At 69.3% G+C, this 15,692-nt stretch carries 18 protein-coding genes; 6 read left to right on the top strand and 12 right to left on the bottom strand.

Features of this window, described 5'->3' with window-relative positions; all coding sequences use genetic code 11:
* Window positions 1–284: 284 nt before the first annotated feature.
* A complete protein-coding gene (locus ACFORO_RS29920) occupies window positions 285–911 on the top strand; it encodes a YigZ family protein (RefSeq protein WP_377868308.1) in 627 nt (208 codons plus the stop codon).
* Window positions 912–938: 27 nt separating this feature from the next.
* Here the strand turns inward: ACFORO_RS29920 and ACFORO_RS29925 are convergent, their stop codons facing one another.
* The 6 genes from ACFORO_RS29925 to ACFORO_RS29950 form a co-directional block, all read right to left on the bottom strand.
* Window positions 939–1,193: a hypothetical protein gene (locus tag ACFORO_RS29925; protein WP_354747791.1), complete on the bottom strand. Its 255-nt coding sequence runs from the start codon at window positions 1,191–1,193 to the stop codon at window positions 939–941.
* Window positions 1,194–1,325: 132 nt separating this feature from the next.
* Entirely contained in the window at window positions 1,326–2,252 is a 927-nt protein-coding gene (locus ACFORO_RS29930) for an aminoglycoside phosphotransferase family protein (RefSeq protein WP_377868309.1), read from the bottom strand.
* 144 nt (window positions 2,253–2,396) lie between these two features.
* Entirely contained in the window at window positions 2,397–2,963 is a 567-nt protein-coding gene (locus ACFORO_RS29935; RefSeq protein ID WP_354747787.1) for a TetR family transcriptional regulator, read from the bottom strand.
* Between the two features lie 72 nt (window positions 2,964–3,035).
* Window positions 3,036–4,244, bottom strand: coding sequence for a cytochrome P450 (locus tag ACFORO_RS29940; protein WP_377868310.1), 1,209 nt, complete (start codon window positions 4,242–4,244; stop codon window positions 3,036–3,038).
* A gap of 127 nt (window positions 4,245–4,371) precedes the next feature.
* Window positions 4,372–5,790 (bottom strand): MFS transporter, encoded by a 1,419-nt coding sequence (locus ACFORO_RS29945; RefSeq protein WP_377868311.1) that lies wholly within the window; start codon window positions 5,788–5,790, stop codon window positions 4,372–4,374.
* Window positions 5,791–7,227 carry an FAD-dependent monooxygenase gene (locus ACFORO_RS29950; protein WP_377868312.1) on the bottom strand — a complete coding sequence of 479 codons (1,437 nt, stop codon included), beginning with the start codon at window positions 7,225–7,227 and terminating at the stop codon, window positions 5,791–5,793.
* 91 nt (window positions 7,228–7,318) lie between these two features.
* Between ACFORO_RS29950 and ACFORO_RS29955 the strand changes: the two genes are divergently transcribed.
* Both ACFORO_RS29955 and ACFORO_RS29960 read left to right on the top strand, forming a co-directional pair.
* Window positions 7,319–7,831, top strand: coding sequence for a MarR family winged helix-turn-helix transcriptional regulator (locus ACFORO_RS29955; protein ID WP_377868313.1), 513 nt, complete (start codon window positions 7,319–7,321; stop codon window positions 7,829–7,831).
* A complete protein-coding gene (locus ACFORO_RS29960) occupies window positions 7,828–8,226 on the top strand; it encodes a hypothetical protein (RefSeq protein WP_354747777.1) in 399 nt (132 codons plus the stop codon). The genes ACFORO_RS29955 and ACFORO_RS29960 overlap by 4 nt, the downstream gene beginning before the upstream one ends.
* Here the strand turns inward: ACFORO_RS29960 and ACFORO_RS29965 are convergent.
* Window positions 8,223–8,975, bottom strand: a complete 753-nt coding sequence (locus tag ACFORO_RS29965) for a maleylpyruvate isomerase family mycothiol-dependent enzyme (RefSeq protein WP_377868314.1) — start codon at window positions 8,973–8,975, stop codon at window positions 8,223–8,225. The two genes, ACFORO_RS29960 and ACFORO_RS29965, sit on opposite strands and share 4 nt — an antisense overlap.
* Window positions 8,976–9,025: 50 nt before the next feature.
* Window positions 9,026–9,745 (bottom strand): class I SAM-dependent methyltransferase, encoded by a 720-nt coding sequence (locus tag ACFORO_RS29970; RefSeq protein ID WP_377868315.1) that lies wholly within the window; start codon window positions 9,743–9,745, stop codon window positions 9,026–9,028.
* Window positions 9,746–9,868: 123 nt separating this feature from the next.
* Here ACFORO_RS29970 and ACFORO_RS29975 point away from each other — a divergent pair, with 123 nt between their 5' ends.
* Together ACFORO_RS29975 and ACFORO_RS29980 are read left to right on the top strand one after the other, a co-directional pair.
* On the top strand, window positions 9,869–11,059 hold the full coding sequence (locus ACFORO_RS29975; RefSeq protein ID WP_377868316.1) for a cytochrome P450: 1,191 nt from the start codon (window positions 9,869–9,871) through the stop codon (window positions 11,057–11,059).
* 2 nt (window positions 11,060–11,061) lie between these two features.
* Window positions 11,062–11,277, top strand: coding sequence for a ferredoxin (locus ACFORO_RS29980; protein ID WP_354747769.1), 216 nt, complete (start codon window positions 11,062–11,064; stop codon window positions 11,275–11,277).
* A gap of 24 nt (window positions 11,278–11,301) precedes the next feature.
* Here ACFORO_RS29980 and mtnA read toward each other — a convergent pair whose 3' ends face one another.
* Window positions 11,302–12,267 (bottom strand): S-methyl-5-thioribose-1-phosphate isomerase, encoded by a 966-nt coding sequence (gene mtnA, locus ACFORO_RS29985; RefSeq protein ID WP_377868317.1) that lies wholly within the window; start codon window positions 12,265–12,267, stop codon window positions 11,302–11,304.
* 62 nt (window positions 12,268–12,329) lie between these two features.
* On the opposite strand from mtnA, the gene ACFORO_RS29990 reads away from it, so the two are divergent.
* Entirely contained in the window at window positions 12,330–12,728 is a 399-nt protein-coding gene (locus ACFORO_RS29990) for a RidA family protein (RefSeq protein WP_377868318.1), read from the top strand.
* A gap of 1 nt (window position 12,729) precedes the next feature.
* Here the strand turns inward: ACFORO_RS29990 and ACFORO_RS29995 are convergent, their stop codons facing one another.
* From ACFORO_RS29995 to ACFORO_RS30005, 3 genes are read right to left on the bottom strand one after another with little or no spacing between them, the layout of a single operon-like run.
* Window positions 12,730–13,710, bottom strand: a complete 981-nt coding sequence (locus ACFORO_RS29995) for a CobW family GTP-binding protein (protein WP_354747763.1) — start codon at window positions 13,708–13,710, stop codon at window positions 12,730–12,732.
* Between the two features lie 13 nt (window positions 13,711–13,723).
* Window positions 13,724–15,085, bottom strand: a complete 1,362-nt coding sequence (locus ACFORO_RS30000; RefSeq protein ID WP_377868319.1) for a UbiD family decarboxylase — start codon at window positions 15,083–15,085, stop codon at window positions 13,724–13,726.
* On the bottom strand, window positions 15,082–15,687 hold the full coding sequence (locus ACFORO_RS30005) for a UbiX family flavin prenyltransferase (RefSeq protein ID WP_377868320.1): 606 nt from the start codon (window positions 15,685–15,687) through the stop codon (window positions 15,082–15,084). Before ACFORO_RS30005 ends, ACFORO_RS30000 begins: the two co-directional genes overlap by 4 nt.
* Window positions 15,688–15,692 lie beyond the last annotated feature (5 nt).

Genomic DNA, 15,692 nt, shown 5'->3' on the forward strand with positions numbered 1-15,692 from the left:
GGTCAGCCTGTGTGGTGGGGGCCAGCCGGGGCGCGTGGTGGTGACTCCCGGGTTCGCCGGGTCTTATGACGATAGTGTGAATTCGCTGTGATCGACATACGTCATCGCGCTCTCGTGGGATAAGCCACGCATACGTTGACGCCCTCCGGGGTACTCCCATATGTCGGGCCGTCTCTCCCGGCACGCGGTCAGCCAGTGCGCTGACCTGCGAAAACATGTCTGCCCGCCCGGTGTCAACCCCGCGTCTGCTGCTGGTTGACTGGTGGTCATGAGGGGGAGCGCCGATGACTGATCGTTATCTGTCCGTGGCGGCGGCCGGGGCGCACGAGATGGAAATACGGCGTTCACGGTTCCTGTGCGCGCTCGCTCCGGTGGCCGACGAAGCCGCCGCGCGGGAGATCATTTCGGCCCGCCGGCGCGCCGAACCCGCGGCCCGGCACCACTGTCACGCGTTCGTCCTCGGCCCGGACGGCCGCACCCAGCGATCGAGCGACGACGGCGAGCCCGCCGGGACGGCCGGGGTGCCGATGCTGGAGGTGTTGCGCCGCCGCGAGGTCACCGACACGGTCGCGGTGGTGTCGCGGCATTTCGGCGGGGTGCTGCTCGGCGCGGGCGGGTTGATCCGCGCGTACGGGCAAGCGGTGTCCGATGCGCTCGACGCGGTAGGCCTGGTGGAGTATCGGCGATTGCGGCTGTTCGACGTAACGATGGACTACACCCGGGCGGGCCGCTTCGAGAACGATCTTCGCGCTTCGCCGTACGTGCTGCACGAGACGCGTTTCGAGGCGGCGGCGCACTTCGCGGTCGGGCTGGCGCCCGGCGAGGAGGAACGATTCAGCAGCTGGCTGGCCGACCTCACCGGCGGCGAGGCGGTCGCGGCCGAGTTGGGGGAGGAGTGGGTGCGCGGGTAGCCGCGCACCGGCTCGGGCTCCGGAAGATCAAGCCGCGACGGGCTTTCCGTCCAACGCGCGCGCCCCGGCCTCGGTGAGCACCGCGCGTACCCGTGCGCCACACGCTCCGTCCTCGGCGGGCGCGATCAGCCCTTTGCGGACGAGGTCGCGGACCGTGCCCTGGTCGCAGCAGCTCAGCCCGTCGACGAACAGGTCCGGTTCGCAGCTGCAGCTGATCTCCGCGTGCCCTCCGGCGACGGCGCGCAGGGTTGCCCGCTCCCGATGGTTCAACTCGGCAGTCACGGCGGTTCCTCCTTCTGTCCCGGCCCCTGGTGTACCCCGGGAACAGTTCCAGTGTCCGTCGCGATTGCCGGGTTGTCGCGTATTTCACTCCTTTTTACGGGGGTATGTCGCGGGGTAGTTTCGGGGTACCCCTCACGCGCCCCACCATGCGTCCGCGAGGGATACGAAAGTAGGTTTCTCGGGGGCCGGGAGCACGTCGAGGTACCAGCGGAAGTCGCTGTAGACGTGCAGAAGCGTGTACGCGAGGCAACGGCGGGAGAAGTCCGGGCCGAGGTCGGCCGGACGGTAACCGTAAGCGAGCAGAAGACTCCGCAGAAATGCCGGGTCGCCGCCGGAAACGAACAGGCCGACCGCGCCGAACTCGTATTCCGCCGCGCCGCGCATCGCCGGTTCGAAATCGAACAGGCCGGACAGCTGCCAGTGCTCCCCTTCGGGGGTGACCAGCAGATGGTCGCGCATGACCTCGGTGTGCAACGGCACGGTTTCCGGCGTTCCCAGGTCCACCGCGTCGACGAACTCCGGCAGCTGGGCGAGCCAGTATTCGTCCAATGTGGTCTTGCGATGGTGGTCGACCAGCTTTTCGCGTTGCCCGGCAAGGAACGCGGTCCAGTCCCGCGGAGCGAGCACGGACAACGCCGGGTCGCGCACCGAGTGCAAAGTGGACAGCGCCTCGCCGATCTTCGGGGCGAGCGCGAGTTTGTCCGCTGTGGACAGTTCCGGCCAGACCTGCTTGAGCGTGCGCCCGGGAAGCCGTTCCATCACGACGTAACCCCAGCCGTCGCGCGTTCCGGCGTGCACGACGCCCGGAGTCGGGATGGGGAGCTTGCCGTGCAGGACTTCCAGCATGGTCCGCTCAGTGGTCAGCTCGTCGAGGTACACCGGCGGATAGAGCTTCAGGACGAGCTGGTCGCCGACCGCGTACACCGGCAGCGAACCGTCGTCGAACGGCACGGGTTCGCCGGGTTCGCCCAGCGAGCGCAGGAGGTCTCGTACCGCGGGCAGCAGGCCTTCGCGGGTCAGCTGGCCGGACTCGGCCGCGGTGGCGGCGGGCGGGAACATGCGCCGACGGTATCGGCGAGCCCTCCGCCGCTGTAGCGAATTACTTGCCGCGGGCGGGTTTGCCGTCCGTGAGGGGAACCCTGAGGGAATCAGAGTCCCTCAGGGTTCCCCTCACGGACCTCTGGGGTGCCGTCGGCAGGCGAGTTACTTGCTGCGCTCGAGCAGGGTGCGCACGGCGGGGCCGATGAGCCGTTCGATCTCGTCGGCGGGCGCGGTGGCGAGCGGTTCCTTGCGGGTGATCGAGCGGACCAGCCCGATGCCGAGCAGCCAGGCCATCGCGAGGTCGGCGCGGAGTTCGGCGTCCGGCTCGTCGGTGAGCCCGGACAGCGCGCGGGTGTACTCGGCGTCGAGTTGCGCGCGGAGAGCCTCGTCGGCGCGATCGGTGCCCGACGACCGCAGGTAGGTCTCGATGGAGCGCGACGCCGTGTCGTCGCGTTCGAGGAGGCTCCGCAGCGCCGCGGAGAACAGCCGCTCCGGCGGGGTCGTCTCGACCTGGGCCAGGCCGCCGCGCGCCATCACGTGCTCGAACAACGCGTCCTTGCTGCCGAAGTACCGGAACAGCAGCGCCTGGTTGACGCCCGCGCGGTTCGCGATGTCGCGCACCGTCGTGCGGTCGAAGCCGCGGTCGGCGAACAGCTCGGCCGCGGCGTCGAGCAGCGCGGCTTTCGTCGCCGTCGCGTCGCGTTTGCGCGAAGGCTGGTCCGCGGCCATTCGGTTTCCCCCTGGGGTGCGCTGGTGTGCGCGACGAGGTTAACCCGGATGGTCGCGGATCGGCCGGACGAACTACGCGGGCCAGGCGACCGGCAGCTCCTCGGGGCCGTAGACGAGCGCGTTGTGCTTGTACGCCAAAGATTCCTTCGGCACCGCCAGCCGCAGGTCCGGCACGCGGCGGAACAACGCGGTCAGCGCCTCCTGCATTTCGACCCGCGCGAGCTGCTGGCCGACGCACTGATGCGCGCCGAACCCGAAGGCGACGTGCGTGCGCGGCGATTCGCGGGTGAAGTCCAGCCGGTCGGCGTGCGGATAGCGGTCCTCGTCGCGATTGGCGGAGTTCAGCGCGGCGATCAGCCAGTCACCCTCGGCCACCGTCTGGCCGCCGACCTTGACCTCTTCGGTGGCGTACCGCAGCACGCCGAACTGCACCACCGACAGGTACCGCAGCAGTTCTTCGACCGCGCGCGGCGGATCGGCGAGGGCCTGCGTGCGCTGGTCCGGGTGTTCCAGCAGCAAGAGGGCACTGAGCGCGATCATGTTGGCGGTGGTTTCGTGCCCGGCGACCAGGAGGCTGAGCCCGAGCATGATGAGCTCGTCCAGGTCGAGCGGTTCCCCGGAGGCCTCGGCCCGGACGATGAGCTTGCTGAACAGGTCGTCGTGGGGGTCCTGCTGCTTGCCGGCGAACAGTTTCCCCAGGTAGCCGGCCAGTTCGTGGTACGCCTGCCCGGTGGTTTCGGCGTCCTGGTCGGTGCTGACCAGCACGCTGCTCTGACGCTGGAACAGCTCGCGGTCGGCGTACGGGACGCCGAGCAGTTCGCAGATCGCCAGCGACGGGATCGGCAGTGCGAAGTCCTGCACCAGGTCGGCGCGGCCCGGCTTGGCGAGCATGGCGTCGAGATGCTGTTCGACCTGCTCGCGGACGTACTCGCGCAGCTTCTCCACCCGCCGGACGGTGAACTCGGCGACGACCATCTTGCGCAGCCGGGAATGCTCCGCGCCGTCGAGCTGGATGATCGAACCGGGATCGACCTCGGCGTACGGGTCCTGTTCGGCTTTGACGTGCACCGACGAGGCTCCGCGCGAGCTGAGCGCCGGGTCGGCGAGCACGGCGCGGACGTCGTCGTAGCGGGTGACGAGCCAGGTGTCGAACCCGGCCGGGCAGCGGATCCGCGACACTGGCGCGGCCTCGCGCAACGCGGCGTATTCGGCGGGCGGGTCGAACGGACATCCGGTGGTTCGGGTGGTCGGGAGTGCCGGGGTCTCGGGCGGGGTGGGCATGCGGACGGCGCCTTTCCTCCGACGGTGCGGGCATCTCCCACTCTGGAGACGCCCGCACCGTCGCGGGGCGATCGACCGGGATAGGCGACGGAAGGACCACACCTCTGCCCGATTCACCCCATCGCGATTAGACCGGTTCGGTGATCGGCTCGTCGGCGAAACGGCGGGCTACCCGTTCGGCTCCTGCGCGCGCCCAGCCGGTGGTGGCGAGGACGGCGAGCAAGATGATGAGCGCGGTCCCGCCCGCGACGGCCCACCAGGCGGTGGAGTAACCGGCCAGCGGGGTGGCCGCGGCGGCGAGAATCGTGCCCGCGACAGCAACACCGAGGGTCTGCCCGACCTGTCGCGAAGTGGACGCGACCGCGGCGGCGACCCCGGCTTGCGACCGCGGCATGCCGCTTACCGCCGCGTTGGTGATGGGCGGGTTCAGCAGGCCGAAGCCCATCCCGAACACGCCGTACGCGATCGCGAGCACCCACAGCGGCGTGGTGGCCGACGCTGTCGTGAGCACAACGGCAACCACGGTCATCGAGATCCCCGCGGTCAGCAATGGAATCCGCGCGCCGCGAGTGGCGACGAGACGCCCGGCCAGCGGCGCGGCGATCGTCACGGCCACGGCGGTCGGCAACAACATCAAGCCGGATTGCAGCGCCGACAGCCCGCGCACGTCCTGCAGGTACAGCGGCGACAGGAACAGGAACGTCCCGAACGCGGCGAGCCCGCACACCGCGCTGATCGTGGCCGACGAGAACGGCGCGCTTCGGAAAAACCGCAGCTCGACCAGCGGTTCCCGGCGGCGGATTTCCCAGCGGATCAGCGCGATCAAGGCGAGCACGCCGAGCCCGGCCAGGCTGAGGATCAGCGGCGAACCCCAGCCGAGCCGCTGGCCTTCGATCGCCGCGGTCACCACCGAGCCAAGCAGCACCACGACCAGAATCTGCCCCACCGGATCCGGTCGGCGCGCCCGTGGGGCCCGCGATTCCGGCACGTAGCGCACGGTCAACGCGATCGCGGCGACGACCACGGGGACGTTGACCCAGAAGATCGCCCGCCAGCCGATGCTTTCGGTGAGCACGCCGCCGAGCACGGGGCCAACGCCCAGCGAGATTCCGACGATCGATCCCCAGACCCCGATCGCCCGCGCGCGCTCGCCCGGGTCGGCGAAGACGTTCGTGATGATCGACATCGCGACCGGGTTCAGCATCGCGCCGCCGAGCGCCTGCACGATCCGCGCGGCGACCAGCCAGCCGATCGACGGCGCGACGCTGCACAGCAGCGAGCCGAGTCCGAAAAGGACCAACCCGGCCAGGAAGGTTCGCTTGCGCCCCAACCGGTCCCCGGTGGCGCCGCCGAGCATCAGGAAGCAGGCGATCACGAGGGTGTAGGAGTCGATTGTCCATTGCAGACCGTTGATCGACGCGTCGAGATCGGTGCGGATGACCGGGAGCGCGACGTTGACGATGGTGTTGTCCATCGCGACGACGAGGATGCTGGAGCAGAGGATCGCGAGAATGCCGAAGCGACCGCGTGCGGTGTCCACGCCCATTCAGCGCTCCATCCAGTCGGCGGTGATCTTTTCGCCCGCTGTCCACACTTCGGCGGCGTAACCGTCCGGGCGCACGAGCACGGCGGCCAAGTCGTGCCAGTCCCGGGTTGAGCGCACGACGTTCTCGCCCTCCGGGACAGTGCTGCCGAAAGCCACGAGAGTCAACCGGTCCGGCCGCAGCGCGCGGTGGAGCGTGCGGCCGTCGGCGAGCGGGAGGTTGGGCACGCGACGGCCGACGAGACTGCCGTCCTCGGCGTAGGAAACCTCCAGCCCGGACAGCCAGCCGCGCAGTTCGTCCGCGGTGTCGCCGTCGCGGCCGATGAGGCCGGACATCAAGTCGCGCAACGCTTTTCCGCCGGGTGTGAAAGTGACCATGAGCGCGGCCTGGGCGAGGGTGTTCGCCGCGAGCCGGGCCGCGATGGGGCGGCGTTCGGCGTCGTAGGACTGCGGGCCGTCGATGATCCGCCGCGGCGCGCGGCCCTTCACCTCGGCGGCGAGCTTCCACGCGAGGTTCGCCGCGTCCTGCACGCCGACGTTGAGCCCCTGGCCGCCCGCCGGGAGGTGGACGTGCGCGGCGTCGCCGGCGAGGAACACCCGGCCGGTGCGGTACTGCTCGACGTGGCGCGTGGTGTCGCCGGTCCGCGACGCCCAGATCACCTCGGTGATGCCGAAATCGTCGTCGGCGAGCCGTTTGAGCGTCGCGCGCAGTTCGGTCTCGTCGGGAATCAGTGCTTGGCGGCGTGCGGCTTCCTCAGGCGTGAGGCCGGTGTCGCCGGGTTCGTGGCCGAAAATGCGGTGAATGCCGCCGGGCAGCGGAAGCACGCTGTACGAGCCGCGTTCGCAGTCCCAGTTGTGCGGGTGGGCTGGCGGGCGTTCCAGGCGCACGTCGGCGAGGAAGCCCACGGTGGAAGCCGGATTTCCGGGAAAGCCGAGGCCGAGCGCGTGCCTGGTCGCGCTGTGCGCGCCGTCCGCGCCCACGACGTAACCGACGCGCTGAGTATCGCCGGTTTCCGAGACGATCGTGACGCCTTGCTCGTCCTGCGTCAGGTCGGCGAGTTTCCACCCCGGCTGGATCACGACGCCCTGTTCGGCCAGATGCTCGGCGAGCAGCCGCTCGGTTTCCGGCTGCGGGAGCATCAGCACGAACGGGAACGAAGTGTCGAGTCCGGTGTAGCTCAGCAGGTTCGGCAGGGTCGCGAAATGCGCGGCGGGCACCGGATTTCCCTCGGCGACCATGCGCGCGGCCAGCGAACCCGCGTCGTCCGGCAGCGCATCGAGGACCTCGAGCGTGCGCGGATGGACGGTCGTGGCCCTCGATTGCCCCGCGCGTTCCGGAGCCGCCTCGAAGACCCGGACCGAGACTCCGGCGTGGTGCAGGAACGCGGCCGCCGCCATCCCGACGGGCCCGGCTCCGATCACCGCGACTTCGATGTCCATGGTTCCCCCTTGGTCGATGTTCGACTGGCCAACTGTCTTGACGTCAAGGTATTCTCTCACTGTCTTGATGTCGAGAGAAAGGTCCGTGCCGGTGAACACAACGCCGCGGGACGCGGTCGACGACCTGGTGGACGCCGTCCGGCGCGGCGGCGGCGACGAGGGCGTGCTGGGCGCGAAGTCGCTGTCCTACCGGCTGCGGCGGGTCGCGCACCAGCTGGAACTGGCGATGCGCCGCGAGCTGTCCGCGCACGGGATCGAGTTGTGGGAGCTGGAAATGCTCGCCGCGCTCAAGCGCGCGCCCGAGCACCGGCTGACGCCGGGGCAGGTGATGGCCGCGGTCGAGCTGACCTCGGGTTCGGTCACGCACCGGATCACCCGGCTCGAGGCCCGCGGCTGGGTCCGCCGGGACAAGGACCCCGGCGACCGGCGTTCGGTGTTCGTGACCCTCACCGAGGAGGGCAAACGGCAGGCGCTCGCGTCGTTCGAGCTCAAGACCGAGATCGAACGCGAAATCGCGCGCGCTCTCGACCCGGAAACCATCGACGTGGTGAACGACGCGCTGCGGCGGGTTTCGCACCACCTCAAGGGAAAGGACGAGCAATGAAGCGGGAAACCTTGGGCGCGGCAGCCATTGTCGCGGGCCTGGCCGCAGCCGCGCCGTCGGTGTGGCAGACGGTCACGCACATCACCGATCCGAGCTACCGCGCGCCGGAGGTCCGCCACGGCGAAGGTCACGTGCAGTACCACATGGCGCGCGAAGCGCTGATCACCGCGGGCGCTTTCGGCGCCGTGGGCACCGGTTTGGCCGCCGGGCGGGATCGCTCGCCGGCGCTGTGGCGGGCAATGGCTTGTGCCGCAGGCGGTTTCGTCGCGGCGATGTGGTCCGGCGGTCCGACGACCGGAGTGTGGGCGCCGAACCAGAAGGCGCTGGCGATCCACGTGGCGTCGACCAGCGCGTTGACCTTGGGCGTCGCGCTGCTGCGGCCCAGGCGTCGTTAGAGGAAGACCCGGGCGTTCTCCAGCCAGGCCTTCGCGTCGTCGCCGATCGCGGCCAGGCCGGTTTCGTCCAGGGCGCGGCGCTGGGTGATGCGAAGGCAGAAATCCCGTGCGCTGCCTCGGATCCGTTGCGCGGCGTCGTCCGGACCCCAGCCCCAGACGGCGCCGTCGGGACCGGTCAGCTCGACCCGGATCGGCTCGGTCGGCAGTGGCAGCTGGGCGGCGTAGAACGAAAGCCCGCGCCCGGCGAAGCCCAAGGCGGCGATGTGCTTGAGCCGGTCCGTCGGATGGTGTTCGACGCCCACGGTGTCGAAGATGTCCTGCCCGTGCGCCCACGTTTCCATCAGCCGAAGCGCCACCGCGAGCTTCGCGGTGGACTCCGAGCCGTACCACGGAAACGCCTGGTCCAGCGGGATCTCGCCGAGCGCGTCCGCCACTTCGGCGCGTCCGGCGCGCCAGTGGTCCAGCAGCTCCGAACGCGGACGCGCGGCACCCTCGGCCGCGACGGCGTCGGCGTCTTCCTCCAGCACCGCGGCGAACTTCTCCGGCGTCCGGATGGCGAGGAGGACGTTCGCGTCGGCCGCCGCGAGGTGCGCGATCTGGTGGCCGATCGTCCACCGCGGGGCTGGCGTCGGTCTCGACCAGTCCGGTTCCGCGGACACCACCGCGTCGAGGTCGTCGCCTTCCGCGCGCAAGTCCGGCAACGCGACTTCGAGGGCTATCTCGGACAAATCCAGGCCGTAGTCCAGCATGCGACCACGCTATCCAAACCGCGGCCGGGTCCGGGACGTTCGGGAACCGGTTATTGGCCTATCGGGCAGCCGGTTTCCGCCGCGACGATCAGGAAGTTCGGCATGCGCGCGTAAGCCTCGATCCCGTGCGCCGGGTCGAGCCCCGGCTCGACGACCTCGCGCACCCGGCAGCCGAGCGCGGCCACTTCGTTGAGATACGCGGAAATCGGCCGATGGAAGTCGGACGCGCCGCGCCCGACGATCTCGTACTCCGCCAGATACTCCTTCCGGCGGTATTCGCCGTGTTCGCGCCAGGTGCCGAACAGCTCCTCGAACGCCGGGTGCACGATGGCGAACACGAACAGCCCGCCCGGCCGCAGCGCCTCGACGCAGGCGCGCATCGCGGGCTTCCAGTCGGGAATCGCCATCAGCACCATGCTGCAGACGACAGCGTCGAACGGCTCCAGTTCGGGCAGGTGAGCGAGATCCGCCTGCAGGTAAGAAATATCCGCCGCGGACTTCTCCCGGGCGAACGAAACCAGGCTCGCGGCCGGTTCGACGCCCGTCACCTGGGCTCCGCGCTCGGCGAGCATCCGGCTGAAGTATCCGTTGCCGCAGCCCGCGTCCAGCACCCGCCGGCCGCGCACGTCGCCGAGAAGCCGGAGGAGGACGGGGTTGACCAGATGCTCTTTGGAGAAGTCGCCGCTGACGGCGGTCGCTTCCATCGATTCCCGGGTGCTGCCGCTGTCCCACTGCTGGATGGCGGCTTCGTTCGTCCATGCGGAAGTCATTGGGCCGAGCCTAGGGCGGGTGTCTCGGGATTTTCTGGAAGCTCCTGGCGTATTGACGCGTGACCGACCCCAGGTGTAGGCATGTAAGCACCTGCTTACAAAGGGATCCGGGGAGTCGTTGGCATGACCACCACGCACACCGAACCGCTCGCCTATCCGTTCAACGAGGAGGCTGGCCTCGCGCTCAACGAGGCCTACACCGCCGCCCGTGAGAACGCCGGGATGATTCGCGTCCAGATGCCGCACGGCGAGGCCGCCTGGCTCGCCACCCGCTATGCCGATGCCCGGCTCGTGCTCGGCGACCGGCGGTTCTCCCGCGCGTTGGCGCAGGACAGCGACGAGCCGCGGATGTCGGGGTATCGGCGTCCGGGCGGCATCTTGTCGATGGATCCGCCGGATCACACGCGGTTGCGGACCCTGGTGGCCAAGGCGTTCACGGCGCGGCGGGTGGAGGAGTTGCGGCCCCGGGTCGCGCGGTTGGCCGATGAGCTGATCGCGGAATTGCGGGAGCACGGGCAACCGGCTGATCTCGTCGATCTGTACGCGTTGCCGATTCCGGTCGCGGTGATCTGCGAGTTGCTCGGGGTGCCGGTGGGGGATCGGCCGCAGTTCCGCGAGTGGAGCGACGCGGCGTTGTCGACCACACGGCTGACGCCGGAGGAGTCGGAGCGCAGCCGGGAGGAACTGCGGGCGTACATGGCCGGGCTGATCGCCGAGCATCGGGCGCAGCCGCGGGACGACCTGATGACCGCGCTGATCGAAGCCCGTGATGTCCGGGACCGGCTTACCGAGCTGGAACTGGTCGATCTCTGCGTGGGGATTCTGGTCGCCGGGCACGAAACGACCGCCAGCCAGATCCCCAACTTCGTGTATGCGCTGCTGGACCAGCATGAGCACTGGGAACGGCTGTGCGCGGACCCGTCGCTCATCCCGACCGCGGTCGAGGAGTTGCTTCGCTTCGTGCCGCTCGGGGCCGGGGCCGGGTTCGCCCGGTACGCGGTGGAGGACGTCGAGGTCGGCGATGTCCTGGTGCGCCAAGGGGAACCGGTGCTGGTGGCGATCGGGGCGGCCAACCGCGACCGGCTGCGGTTCGGTACCGCGGATCAGCTCGTTCTGGATCGCGGCGACAACCACCACCTCGGGTTCGGGCACGGGGTGCACCATTGCCTGGGCGCCCCGCTCGCGCGGCTGGAACTGCAGGAGGCGTTGCGGGCGTTGACCCGGGAGTTGCCGGGGCTGCGGCTCGCCGGGGATATTGAGTGGAAGACGCAGATGCTGGTCCGCGGGCCGCGGTCGATGCCGGTGGGATGGTGACGATGAGCTGGACGGTCGAGGTCGACGGGGGCGCGTGCATCGGGAGCGGGATGTGCGCGTCGCTGATGCCGGAGACGTTCGCGCTGGACGGCGCCACCGCGCGTGCTGTCGCCGGGACTGTCGGACCGGACGAGACTCTGCTGGACGCGGCGGATTCTTGTCCGGCTATGGCGATCACCGTGCGGGACGGCACCGAGGTCGTCGGCCCGCGCCCCTAGCTCCGGACCGCCACCGCACCAGGCTCACGCGCCGAACACGCCGTCCTCGGTGACGACGGCAGTGATGAGCGCTGTCGGCGTGACGTCGAAGGCCGGGTTGAACACCGCCGACCCCTCTGGCGCGATCCGCGCCCCGCCGAACTCCGTCAGCTCGACAGCCGCGCGCTCCTCGATGTCGATATCCGCCCCGGTGGCGATGGCTTTGTCCACAGTGGACGTCGGGGCGACGACCACGAACGGCACACCGTGGTGCGCGGCGGCGATGGCCAGCCCGTAGGTCCCGATTTTGTTGGCCACGTCGCCGTTCGCCGCGATCCGGTCCGCGCCGACCAGCACGCAATCGACCAGTCCGCGCGCCATCGCCGCGGCTGCCGCGCCGTCCGGTTGCACGCGGTAGGGCACCCCGGTCTGCTCGAGTTCCCAGGCGGTGAGGCGGGATCCCTGCAGCAACGGCCGCGTCTCGTCCACCAGCACCGACTCCACCAGCCCCCGCGCGTGCAGGTGCCAGACGACGCCTAGCGCGGTGCCCCAGGCGACCGTCGCCAAGTGGCCGGCATTGCAGTGGCTGAGCAACCGCAACGGCCTGCGCGGGCACGCGTCCAGCACGACCTCCACCGCGTGTGCCGACGCGGTGCGGTTGCGTTGCTCGTCCTCGTCGAGCATCGCCAGCGCCTCCGCGAGCACCGCATCGGCTCCGTCCGGCAATCGGTCCAGCGCCCGGGAAACGCCCCAGGCCAGGTTGACCGCTGTCGGCCGGGCGTGCGCGATCCGGTCCGCTTCGGCACGCACATCCCCGCCTTGGCGGGCCGCCAGAGCGACGCCCAGGGCACCGGCCGCTCCCAATGCCGGTGCTCCGCGGACTGCCAGTCGTTGGATCGCGTCGACCAGTTCGGTCACTGTGTGCAGGGTGAGCGTGCGGTATTCGCCCGGAAGCGCTACCTGGTCCACGATCACGATGGTCCCGTCGGCCCAGTCGATGGTCCTGCGCATACGCCCTCCCGGTCCGGAAATCCCGTGGCGAGACGCCGCGCGCGTGCGCGACGATCTGCCTCGTGACCATTCAACGGCAGAACCCGCCCGCTTTGCACCCGACTCCCGGATATCACCACGTGACCACCGTCGACGCGCGCCGCGCAGTGCACCTCGCTGGTCAGTGCCCGTTGGCCCCCGACGGCCAGGTCGTGTCGGGGGACGTCCTCGCGCAGGTGGACCAGGTTGTCGCGAACACCGAGGTCGCGCTGGCCCACGCCGGAGCGACTCCCGAGGACGTCGTGCGCACGGTGATCTACGTGGCGACCTCCGATCAGCCGACCCTCGCCGCGGTGTGGGAGCGGTTCGTGAACTCTTCGATCGCGGAGGCGTTCACGACTGCGAGCACGTTGGTCGGCGTGACGTGTCTGGGCTACCGGGGGCAGCTCGTTGAGTTGGATGTGACTGCGGCGCTCGCGTGAATCACCGGCCAACCGCGGCCAGGCTGCAGCGGGACACCGTGTCGGTCAGCTCCGCGCGGTCGAGGTTCCGGCCGATCAGGACGAGTTTGCTGACCGGCGGCTCCGCACCCCACTCGCCCGCATCGGTCAGTTCGTAGATCCGGTGCACGCCTTGCAGCACCGTCCGGCGGTCGAAAGCCAGGATTCCCTTGAACCGGTACAGATCGTCGCCGCGTTCGGACAGCAGTGCGGTGAGCCACTGTTCGAACGCGGCACGGTCCAGGGGGTAGTCGAGTTCGATCGAGACGGATTCCAGCGTCGGGTCGTGGTGGTGGGACTCGTCTTCCAGCCAGCCGGGGTCGGCGGCGACGGTGCGGTTCAGGTCGAAGGCGTTGATGCCGAGGATGTCGTCCAGGTCGACGCTCCCGTAGCTGGACGTGAGGATGTCCGCGGTCGCGTTGACCGAGCGCAGCCGCGTGCGCAGTTCCTCGATTTCCGGCTCGGTGACCAGGTCGATCTTGTTGAGCACGATCCGGTCGGCGAACGCGATCTGGTTGCTCACCTGGCCGCCGACGCCGTCGTGTTCGCCCTCCTCGAGGTGGCTGCCGACGTGCCGCGCGTCGACCAGCGTCACGATCGCGTCCAGCGCGAAGGCCGACGACACCTCGTCGTCCACGAAGAACGTCTGCGCGACCGGGTTCGGGTCGGCCATTCCGCTGGTCTCGATGAGGATCCGGTCGAACCGTTCGCGCCGGCGCAGCAGCGACTGCAGGATTTCGATCAGGTCGGTCCGCGCGGTGCAGCACAGGCAGCAGCCGTTGCTCATTTCGATGATCTTCTCGTCGCCGCCGAGCACGAGCGCGTTGTCGATCGGGATCTCGCCGAACTCGTTCTCGATCACCGCGATCCGGTGGCCGTGGTTCGCGGTGAGGATGTGGTTGACGAGCGTGGTTTTGCCGGAGCCGAGAAAGCCGGTCAGAACGGTCACCGGGATTTTGGCCATGATGATTCCCTCCTTAAACGTTCCCGCCGAGAATCCGGCGAGCGTGCTGACGTGCTTCTTCCGAAACGACGATGCGGTTGCCGTCGAAGTGCGGGCCGCGGGTGGCGTCCAGGCCCATCCGGGACGTCGTGCCGTCGGAGCCCGAGGACGGGTCGAGCGGCGAGCCGGGCAGACCGTCCACAGTGAACAAGTCTTGGTGTGGCTGGAAATGCGTGGCCAACGCCCACAAGACTTCACTGTCGTCGGTGATGTCGACGTCCTCGTCGACTGCGATCACCGTCTTCACATACGGGTCCCAGCCGAGCAGGCCGAGCATCACCTGCCGGGCTTGGCCGGGTCGTCGCTGGCGTAGTGCGACATAGCAATGGAAGTGCGTGCCGGACGTTGGGTAATGGACCGCGGTGACGTCCGGGAAGCGGGCCTTGAGTTTCTCCGCCATTTCCGATTCTCGTGGCACCCGGGCGAGATTCAGGTGTTCGTCGGTGTTGCCACCGACGACGTCGATGAGCATGGCGTCGGAGCGGCGCATGATCGTTTGCACGCGGAGCACGTTGTTGGTCGAGCGATTCGAGGAATAGCCGGAGAACTCGCCGAACGGGCCTTCGTCCGCGTGCTCGGCGGCGTCGATCGTGCCCTCCAGCACGAAGTCCGACCAAGCCGGGACGCCGATGCCATGTCGTGGAGTGCGCACGACTTCCAGCGGTTCGCCGAGCAATCCGCCCGCTACCGCGCGTTCGTCCACGTCGTAGCCGACCCGGGCCGACGCGGCCAGCATGAACAGGGGATGCCCGCCGAGCACCATCGCGACGGGCATCGGCTCCCCGCGTTCGGCGTACTTCTGCAGCATTCGCCACAGATCGCCCCGGGAATGGAGGCTGGTCGCCAGCTCGGTGCGGGAATGCGGCATCGCGCGGTGATAGCTGAGGTTGCCGACGCCGGTGTCCGGATCCTCGGCGACGATGATTCCGCTGGTGACGTAAGGGGAGCGGTCGCTGGCGAAGTGCCGGAGCATCGGGATGGTCGCCAAGTCGACATCGGTCGTCACGTCGTCCAGTACGGGTCCGCTGTCGACCACCCTCGGTGGCACCGCGCGAAGCGCACGCTGTTGATAAGCACTGTGCAAACCGGACGGTCCGGTTTCGAGCATGCGAGCGATGCGCTCCCGTGAAGCGAACAAATTGCTGACCACCGACACGTCGATGCCGGTCACCTTCCGGAACAGCACCATCTCGTGCCGTCCGGCCGCGGCGAGTTCGTAAATCACCCCGGTGACGCCCTCGTCGGCCGGGACGGGGTCGTCGAGGACGAGCACGTCGTCGGGAAAATCGTTCCGATACTGGTCTACGAAAGCATGGGGATCTTGCCGGTGGTTCACCGCGAAACTCCTTGCGAGGCGGGCGGACCCTGCCAGCGCGCGAACAGTTCGTTCTCGATGCCGAACTGGTCGAGCACCTTGCCGGTCAGGTGGGCGAGGATGTCCTCAATGGACTCGGGCCGGTGGTAGAAGGCGGGCACCGGCGGCAGCACGGTCGCGCCCGCCTCGGTCACCGTCACGAGATTGCGCAGGTGCACGAGGCTCAACGGGGTTTCCCTGGCGACGAGCACGAGCGGACGGCGTTCCTTCAGCGTGACGTCGGCGGCGCGGACGAGCAGGTCGTCGCTGTAGCCGTGCGCGATTCCGGCGACGGTTTTCATCGAACACGGCACGACGACCATGCCCATGGTGCGGAAGGAGCCGGACGCGATCGACGCGGCGATGTCCCCGCGGGCGTGGCGGACGTCAGCCAGTTCGGCGACCTCGCCGGGAGGCATTCCGGTTTCCAGTTCGATGGTGCGGTGCGCGGCCCGGGACATGACCAGGTGCGTTTCCACCGTGCCGAGCTTGCGCAGCGCGGTCAGCAGGTGGACAGCCAGGTGCGGGCCGCTGGCCCCGGTGATGCCGACGATCAGCCGGGGCCGCTGCGGTTCGGTGCCCATGACGT

The organism is Amycolatopsis halotolerans (genome assembly GCF_042647905.1).
GTDB classification, from domain to species: domain Bacteria; phylum Actinomycetota; class Actinomycetes; order Mycobacteriales; family Pseudonocardiaceae; genus Amycolatopsis; species Amycolatopsis halotolerans.

Coding starts and splice junctions, on each gene's coding strand:
- ACFORO_RS29920 (WP_377868308.1), top strand. CDS start 285: ATGACTGATCGTTATCTGTCCGTGGCGGCGGCCGGGGCGCACGAGATG.
- ACFORO_RS29930 (WP_377868309.1), bottom strand. CDS start 2,252: ATGTTCCCGCCCGCCGCCACCGCGGCCGAGTCCGGCCAGCTGACCCGC.
- ACFORO_RS29935 (WP_354747787.1), bottom strand. CDS start 2,963: ATGGCCGCGGACCAGCCTTCGCGCAAACGCGACGCGACGGCGACGAAA.
- ACFORO_RS29940 (WP_377868310.1), bottom strand. CDS start 4,244: ATGCCCACCCCGCCCGAGACCCCGGCACTCCCGACCACCCGAACCACC.
- ACFORO_RS29945 (WP_377868311.1), bottom strand. CDS start 5,790: ATGGGCGTGGACACCGCACGCGGTCGCTTCGGCATTCTCGCGATCCTC.
- ACFORO_RS29950 (WP_377868312.1), bottom strand. CDS start 7,227: ATGGACATCGAAGTCGCGGTGATCGGAGCCGGGCCCGTCGGGATGGCG.
- ACFORO_RS29960 (WP_354747777.1), top strand. CDS start 7,828: ATGAAGCGGGAAACCTTGGGCGCGGCAGCCATTGTCGCGGGCCTGGCC.
- ACFORO_RS29965 (WP_377868314.1), bottom strand. CDS start 8,975: ATGCTGGACTACGGCCTGGATTTGTCCGAGATAGCCCTCGAAGTCGCG.
- ACFORO_RS29970 (WP_377868315.1), bottom strand. CDS start 9,745: ATGACTTCCGCATGGACGAACGAAGCCGCCATCCAGCAGTGGGACAGC.
- ACFORO_RS29975 (WP_377868316.1), top strand. CDS start 9,869: ATGACCACCACGCACACCGAACCGCTCGCCTATCCGTTCAACGAGGAG.
- ACFORO_RS29980 (WP_354747769.1), top strand. CDS start 11,062: ATGAGCTGGACGGTCGAGGTCGACGGGGGCGCGTGCATCGGGAGCGGG.
- mtnA (WP_377868317.1), bottom strand. CDS start 12,267: ATGCGCAGGACCATCGACTGGGCCGACGGGACCATCGTGATCGTGGAC.
- ACFORO_RS29995 (WP_354747763.1), bottom strand. CDS start 13,710: ATGGCCAAAATCCCGGTGACCGTTCTGACCGGCTTTCTCGGCTCCGGC.
- ACFORO_RS30005 (WP_377868320.1), bottom strand. CDS start 15,687: ATGGGCACCGAACCGCAGCGGCCCCGGCTGATCGTCGGCATCACCGGG.